We start from the raw sequence: 7,168 nt of genomic DNA, 5'->3' as shown, positions 1-7,168 counted from the left end.
TTTACAGGCAAAAACAAATAGCTCAAATTGATATTTATCAATATCTCAATAGAACTTGAAACACACTAATTAATTTTATTAATATTTACTATTAAATATCAGAGCCTCACATTTAACATAATAAATAAAATACGTATTAAATATTATGCCTCCCCTCCCCTGTTTAGTTTGTTTTTTATTTAAGTAATATTATCCACTATTAACAAGCACTTCTAGTTTTTATTGTGATAAGTTATTTTGTTTTAATATTAATAATTAAATTAACCCCCCCTTACATATACGCATTAACAATAACTAATGGGGTTATAATATTGATTTTAAACATATAAATATTGCTGCACATTATATTTATTATGTTAAAATGCTTTAATAACATACATCTCTGGAAACTGAACCACTGCTTAACATAGATGCATTCAAAACTAGACAGTTTAATTTGTCTAGTTGTTTTTAATAAAAAAAAGAAAAATGTTACATACGTACGCATATTAGTAATAAATAATAAAATGCATCTAATCATATATACTGTTTTTGTTTCTTTATGGGCAAATGACAACCAACGCTATTAATACCTAAAAAACATAAAGTCACTAATTAACCCCACATAACTATACAAAAAACACATAATAAAAACTATAGTTAATAAATTCACCAACTTTTATAAATGTTAAATTTTACAATTATATTTTTAACCATTTTAATTTTATTAACCCAATATTTTAATTTATAAATTTTCACTCTTACACATTTAATCTATTTATAATCTGGTAAATGCAACGCTATTTATCCATTGTTGATTTACCGACATTCATCGCTTGGGCTGCTTCTGTTACGGAGTAGCCTTGGTCTAAAACGAGTTGTGCTGATTCCAATCGAAATTCGGGTGTAAAATTAGGACGTATTTTTTTAGTCATTGTGTCACCTCTAACTAGGTGGACAAATTAACTACGCCACTTCACAATAAAAAATTAGAAAATGAAGGGAAAATTAAAATTGTAGGTGCAATATATGACATATCAAATGGGAAAATATTTTTAATATGATGATATTGTTAATATGCACAGATGAATATTGTCAAATACCGCAAAAAAATCGGTGTTTAATTTATTTTTGATTTTTATCTCTTGATTTTTTTAACGATTCTGGTGGTGGTGATTGAATTCTTTGAATGTTATTAATCTTAGGTATTTTTATTAAATCTAACATGTTAAATGTTGTTTTTTGTTTTAACTGTCCGTTAATAATAGCTTCTAGTGAAATATAACCAAATAAGTCTATTGTTTTTTTTAAACGAGAAATGAATCGATATTCAAGTGGTGATTTTTTTTTCATGTTTATTTCTTAGAATTCCATATTAGTATATAGACCTATTTCATTATTATTTGCATATGGTTTAAATAATACATTTGTTATTGAATAGCCTATTTTTGTAATTGTATGCCTGTTGCTAATGCTGCTCCTGCTACAACATCACGCCAATAATGTTTCTGAGCTTTAATTCGTGAGTAGCCAACAATTGCTGATACGGCATAACCTAGTAAGCCATATTTCCAACCGTAGCGAAATTGTAAAAATGCAGCCCCTTGTGCAGCTGATGATGTGTAGCCCGATGGAAATGAATTTTATCTCTATTATCGGGTCTATCTGTATTAATTGCCCACTTTAGACTATGAGTTGCTAACGATGTATATATTGCACCTTCTGTTAATTGATATAGCCCTTCCGTATCATCTTTCCATAGAGCAATTATTCCTGCTGTAAATGCCAAATTGAGTTAAATTTTTGTTTTCAACATGGGCGGAGGTTGAGATTATTGCAATAGTTCCTGTAATGATTGTTTTTTTATTATCATATCTAATCCTAAAATTTAGGATAAACAAAATAATAACATTTATTTAATTAGCTAGTTTTTAATTGTAAAAATGAAACCGTATACAGCAAATATATTATAAATGTAGGTTCGATAGCTTAAAGATGAGCGTGGTGGGATTACACCAAAAGCAACCGCTCTTTTGGTCTCGGACTCAGTCAAAGATCAAGTGCTATTATTAGTGAAGTAAAGGCTGCACATCGTGTTAGTGGTGGCTCTGCAGGAGCCAAAACGATTGTAGGTATCGTTACAACTAAAGGCGTGCCGTTAAGTCGCTATAAAGCCACTAACATTATGAAAAACTTAGGGTTAGTTAGTTACCAGGTTAAGAAGCACCGTTATAAAAAAGCAGAAAATGAACATTTAAATATCTCTAATATATTAGATCGCCAGTTTGCAGTTGCTGAGCCTAATCCGGTTTGGTGATGTGACGTGTATTTGGTCAGGACAACGTTGGTTGTACCTTGCTGTTGTGATTGATTGGGCACCAGATACAGATCTAACAGGTAAAGCCCTTTCGATGGCTTATGAAGTTCGAGGACCCCTAAAGGTGTCATGCTTCATTCAGATCAAGGCTGTCATTATACAAGTAAACAATTTCGTCGATTACTTTGGCGGTATCGATGTTTCGGTGATTGGCAGCTAACAAGATTAGTGCCTTTCATTAGCTTAGATGCACGATATCGGTTCAAGGCGATGCCTTGAGCAGTAACCATACCGGCAATACTTATATCCCCTGCTGAACCCTTGCTAACTGTATGTACATCTTTGATTAAACAACGAAGTTTAATTAATTCAATAGAAATAGATTTTGCCCGTCTCAGCCAATATTTATAACTACTGCGATGAATACCTAATACTTTGTATAATGCTCTTTAAGTTGTCAGATCTACTTATCCATCGTAGATTTACCCTCGTTCATTGCTTGTGCCGCTTCTGTTACGGAGTAATTTTGTTCTAGAACAATTGTGCTGCTTCAAGCTTAAATTCAGCACTAAATAATCGTCTTATACGCTTTGTCATAATGTCATCTAATCGTATTAAAAAACCTCAAAGTTTTAGTGTTGTAACAATGCTACTATTAGTAGAGAGGAGCAATGACCTTATTATATTAGATTAGTATTATTAATTTCGTTTTTTGATGATTATTTTCGTTTTTTGTTGTTTTGTTATTTGTTAATTGCAATATTATGCATGAAAGACAAAGGTTGTTATGAGTATTATATGGTGATAAGTAAATGGTTTGTTCTTTTATCAAAAAAACAGAAAAAAGCCATTTTAAAAAATGAAATGAAAAATGTGCGATGTCAGCTAGTTAATTCTCTTCGTGATGACAATCATAAGAAACGAGATGAATTATTAAATATATATGAATTATTGCTTGTTGAATTTAAAAGTTTGTGAATTTAAGATGTATATAACATTATGATAAAATACCCAGAGGGAATAACCAGAAATGACTATGTTACTTTCCATTTTAACAAAAGATTAGTTAAGGTGGTTAAAAAATATGGATATGTTTCTTTAGATGCTATTGTTCAGTCTCAGTATTATTTTCCATCTGCAAATAATAGATTTAATCCTATTAAGCGTACCGGTAAATGTATTGAATGGTAATTTCTATTTATTATTACATCTTTTCCATTTATAAATATAAAAAATAAGCCAGTGACTTTATTGGTAGGAATTCAGTTTTAATAATTCTATTTGGTAATGATATATGCTTTTTAAAACAAGAAGTATATATAACATTGTATGGATGAATTGCTATATAACTATATGGATATTTATTATTATGATAATAACGCAGTGGTTTTCTCTTTTTGAAAAAACAGAAAAAATAGTCATTTTAAAAAATAAAATGAACAATGTACGCATTCAATTAGTTAAAGCTGTTCAACATGATAATTATGAGCAACGAGATGAATTATTGAAAATTTATGAAGTATTATTAATTGAATTTGAAAGCGTACAGACGTCAAGCAAAATCAATGAGTAAGAATGAATGTATTTTCATTGCTTTAATAAAAGAATAACAAAGGTTATTAATAAGTATGGATATATATCTTTAGATGGATATTGTTCGTTTTTAATATTATTACACTAATTTTAATACAATGGATTTACACCTATTAAATGTACGGGTAAAAAATAAATCATTTTGATATAAATTGTTTTTAGTAATGAGAATAATTTATATCAGGATGATAATTAACATTCAGGATGATGATTGCTCTATTAATTATATATTTAAAATGGAATTAAACATGAAAACTAAAATGACTCTTGCAGCTGTTCTTCTTGGCGCCCTTGTTTCTAGCTCTGCATTTGCAAATACTGGCACAATTAACTTTATTGGTTCAGTATCTGATACTACTTGTGATTTCGTAGGTGAGCAGAATGGAGCTCAAGGGAATACTATCGATTTAGGTACACATACTGTTGACGTTGTTAATGCTGGTACAACCCCCGTTATTGATTTCGCATTAGTGGGTAAGAAATCAGATGGTACTGCATGTGAAGTTGAAGACGGTAAGTCTGTTGATGTTTCTTGGGTTCCTGCATCAGGTGCATGGGATGCTATGGGTCTTCAGAATACAGGTACAGCAACAAATACTGCAGTTAAGTTGATGGATAAGACTGGCAAAGAATTCAGTGCAGTACGTGATACTGTTAATTACGTACCTGCTGATGCTGTAGGTGGTGCGTTACCATTTAAAGCACAATTAGTGAAATCTGGTGTTGCAACTGCTGGTACTGTGATTTCAGCGGCTAAGTTTGCTGTTGCTTACAAATAATAATTACTCGTAATAGGTAATAACAGAGGCCTCTTATGTGAGGCCTTTTTTTCTATCAAATTAGGTGATTATTATGAATCCCAAAAACCAGAATAATAAAACAAAAAAATCACCATATAACTTATCATTATTAACGCTGTTTTTATTAAGTCAGCCTCTTTACGCACAATCAGAGTTAGACTTTTCGTTTGTCCAAGGGAAAGGAACTCAAATTCCTGATGTCCTTAAACAATCATCAGGTAATGTGCCTGGGCAATATCTTATTGATGTGTTTTTTAATGGTCAAAAAGTAGGGCGACAAACACTAACCATTACAAATGATGATAAAGAAACGTTATGTTTATCATCAAATTGGTTAACCCAACTAAATTTGCCTCTTAATTTTGAAAAAATGGCCCCGACTTTTAACGCTTTACGTCAATGTTATGATTTTAGTCGTATGCAAGGAGGTAAAGCAACATTCGATTATGGTCAGCAATCTTTAAAATTAAATTTACCACAAATTGTATTGTTAAATGATACACAGCATAAAAACTGGGATTATGGAACTCCTGGCTTTCGATTAAACTATGCAGTTAACGGTAATAAAAGTTTTGGATATGGTTCAACAGCTGATACTGAAAATTTGTATGGAAATCTTGACCTCAATGCTAACTATGGCAAATGGGTATTGTCAGCGAAAGCTAGTGGTACAAATACAAATGGATTTACATCACCTGATTTAACGTTATCAACCGCTATTCAATCAGTGCGGGGAGATTTAATTATTGGTAAGAGTTTTACACGTTCTTCTATATTACCGGACTTCTCCTTTTATGGTGCATCATTACGTTCTAATTCAGCGATGGTACCATGGAGTGCTCGTGGTTATGCTCCTATTATTGATGGTGTATTGAATGGAAACTCACGTGTAACTGTCAAGCAAGGTGACTATGTTTTATACTCAAAAACACTCCCTGCTGGTCCTTATTTATTAACAGATATATCCCCTGTTTCTAATGGTGATATTACTGTTACTGTTGAAAATGATAATGGCACAATATCAACACGGACTTATCCCGTAACAACAATGCCAACATTGTTACGTGATGGTGATTTTAATTATAACTTTGTAACGGGTGTTCGCGAAAACTCAAGTCAAATTGAAGGCGTTTTCGGACTAGCGTCGTTAGATTATGGTTTAAATTTTGGTACAGCAAATATTGCATCTATAATGCATCGACAATATCAAAGTATTGGTTCCGGTATTACACTACCAATTGGTGATTTTGGTGCTATTGCAACCAGTTTAAATATGGCATGGAGTCATTATGATGATGCTGCATTCCAGCCTTTTAGTGAAAAGACTCAGAAAGGAATGAGTGCAACATTACAATATGCAAAAGATTTTGGTCAAGATACAAACCTTCAGTTATTGACGTATCGTTATACAGGTGAAGGGTATAACGATTTTAGTAACTTCAACCCTCAAAATATTCATGTTGATAGTGATAAACGTAGTCGTTATGAGGCTATCGTTACCCAGCGTATTGGCTCTGCCTATTTAAATGCATCCGGTTGGGCTCAAGACTACCGTAATGGTAAGCACGGTGATGTAGGAGCTAGTGTATCGTTATCGGGGACTGTTGGAAATATATATTTAGGATTGAATGGTTCTTATACCGATTCTGGGACCACTGGTTCACAATATAATACTTCTTTTAGTGTCAGTATTCCATTTGATTTATGGGGACGTAGTCAGTTTTCAAATAGTAGTATAAATTATGATTCATTATATGGTACATCCTTTAATTCTGGGATGTCACTATCAGCAAATGATGATATTAGTCATAATATAAATGTAAATCTAGGTAAAAACCAGCGTACAGCGTCATTATATACAGGTGTTCGATTTGATGCTGTACAAACAGGATTTTCTGTTTCTCAAAGTGAACAATCCACTGCGCTTTCTGCTAGTGTTTCTGGCTCTGTTGCTGGCGCAAAAGGAGTAGGATTAGCTTATTCTCGACAGCAAAATGACACTATTGCAATTGCTCATATTAATGGTTTAGATGATATTAAATTTAATGGCTCATCCCCGACGAATACATGGGGTAACACCATTGTACCATTAAGTAGTTATCAACGTAATGATATTACAATTGATACTAATAACATTCCTGAAAATGTTGAATTACTCAATAGTACTTATCAAGTCGTTCCTACAAATAAAGCTATTATTGTTCGAGATTATAAGTACATTAATGTTAATCGTTATTTGCTTCGAGTATTAAATAAACAAGGAAAACCTTTTTCGATGGGAACGCAAGTTAAAACAGATAAAGGGATTGATGCAGGATTTATTGCCAGTGGTGGCATCTTAGTTGCTACATTATTATCAACACCTGAGTATTTAGAAATTCAAGATGATAAGTCTGTCTGTCGGTTAAATATTACAGGAATAAAACCCGGAAATAATGAAGTAACAGATATTTATTGTCAATAAAGAAGTAACCATAAA

The 7,168-nt window shown here is 32.1% G+C and carries 4 protein-coding genes and 4 pseudogenes; 4 read left to right on the top strand and 4 right to left on the bottom strand.

The features are described 5' to 3' along the window. Positions 1-782: 782 nt before the first annotated feature. The 3 genes and pseudogenes from CZ809_RS21060 to CZ809_RS21450 all read right to left on the bottom strand — a co-directional run. Positions 783-914, bottom strand: a pseudogene (locus tag CZ809_RS21060) (transposase); the annotation flags it as partial. Positions 915-1,104: 190 nt separating this feature from the next. Next, positions 1,105-1,332: a hypothetical protein gene (locus tag CZ809_RS19285; protein WP_080159145.1), complete on the bottom strand. Its 228-nt coding sequence runs from the start codon at positions 1,330-1,332 to the stop codon at positions 1,105-1,107. An 89-nt stretch (positions 1,333-1,421) separates the two neighbouring features. Then, positions 1,422-1,562, bottom strand: a pseudogene (locus CZ809_RS21450) (phosphatase PAP2 family protein); the annotation flags it as partial. 488 nt (positions 1,563-2,050) lie between these two features. On the opposite strand from CZ809_RS21450, the pseudogene CZ809_RS21445 reads away from it, so the two are divergent. Further along, positions 2,051-2,494: pseudogene (locus CZ809_RS21445) on the top strand (transposase domain-containing protein); the annotation flags it as partial. A gap of 20 nt (positions 2,495-2,514) precedes the next feature. Here CZ809_RS21445 and CZ809_RS21440 read toward each other — a convergent pair. Beyond that, positions 2,515-2,893, bottom strand: a pseudogene (locus tag CZ809_RS21440) (transposase); the annotation flags it as partial. 772 nt (positions 2,894-3,665) lie between these two features. On the opposite strand from CZ809_RS21440, the gene CZ809_RS19270 reads away from it, so the two are divergent. From CZ809_RS19270 to pefC, 3 genes are all read left to right on the top strand, one after another. Next, positions 3,666-3,869, top strand: a complete 204-nt coding sequence (locus CZ809_RS19270; protein ID WP_080159143.1) for a hypothetical protein — start codon at positions 3,666-3,668, stop codon at positions 3,867-3,869. Between the two features lie 268 nt (positions 3,870-4,137). Next, positions 4,138-4,668: a fimbrial protein gene (locus CZ809_RS19265; RefSeq protein WP_080159142.1), complete on the top strand. Its 531-nt coding sequence runs from the start codon at positions 4,138-4,140 to the stop codon at positions 4,666-4,668. Positions 4,669-4,741: 73 nt separating this feature from the next. Then, positions 4,742-7,153: a PefC/AfrB family outer membrane usher protein gene (gene pefC, locus CZ809_RS19260; RefSeq protein WP_080159141.1), complete on the top strand. Its 2,412-nt coding sequence runs from the start codon at positions 4,742-4,744 to the stop codon at positions 7,151-7,153. Positions 7,154-7,168: the final 15 nt, after the last annotated feature.

This window comes from Photobacterium piscicola, assembly GCF_900166965.1.
Classification (GTDB): domain Bacteria; phylum Pseudomonadota; class Gammaproteobacteria; order Enterobacterales; family Vibrionaceae; genus Photobacterium; species Photobacterium piscicola.
The sequence above is the reverse complement of the archived record's forward strand: the minus strand, read 5'-3'. Positions and strand labels throughout refer to the sequence as shown.

What these genes read in the sequence shown, in the direction of transcription:
- pefC (WP_080159141.1), top strand. Translation starts at nt 4,742, where the DNA reads ATGAATCCCAAAAACCAGAATAATAAAACAAAAAAATCACCATATAAC.
- CZ809_RS19270 (WP_080159143.1), top strand. Translation starts at nt 3,666, where the DNA reads ATGATAATAACGCAGTGGTTTTCTCTTTTTGAAAAAACAGAAAAAATA.
- CZ809_RS19265 (WP_080159142.1), top strand. Translation starts at nt 4,138, where the DNA reads ATGAAAACTAAAATGACTCTTGCAGCTGTTCTTCTTGGCGCCCTTGTT.
- CZ809_RS19285 (WP_080159145.1), bottom strand. Translation starts at nt 1,332, where the DNA reads ATGAAAAAAAAATCACCACTTGAATATCGATTCATTTCTCGTTTAAAA.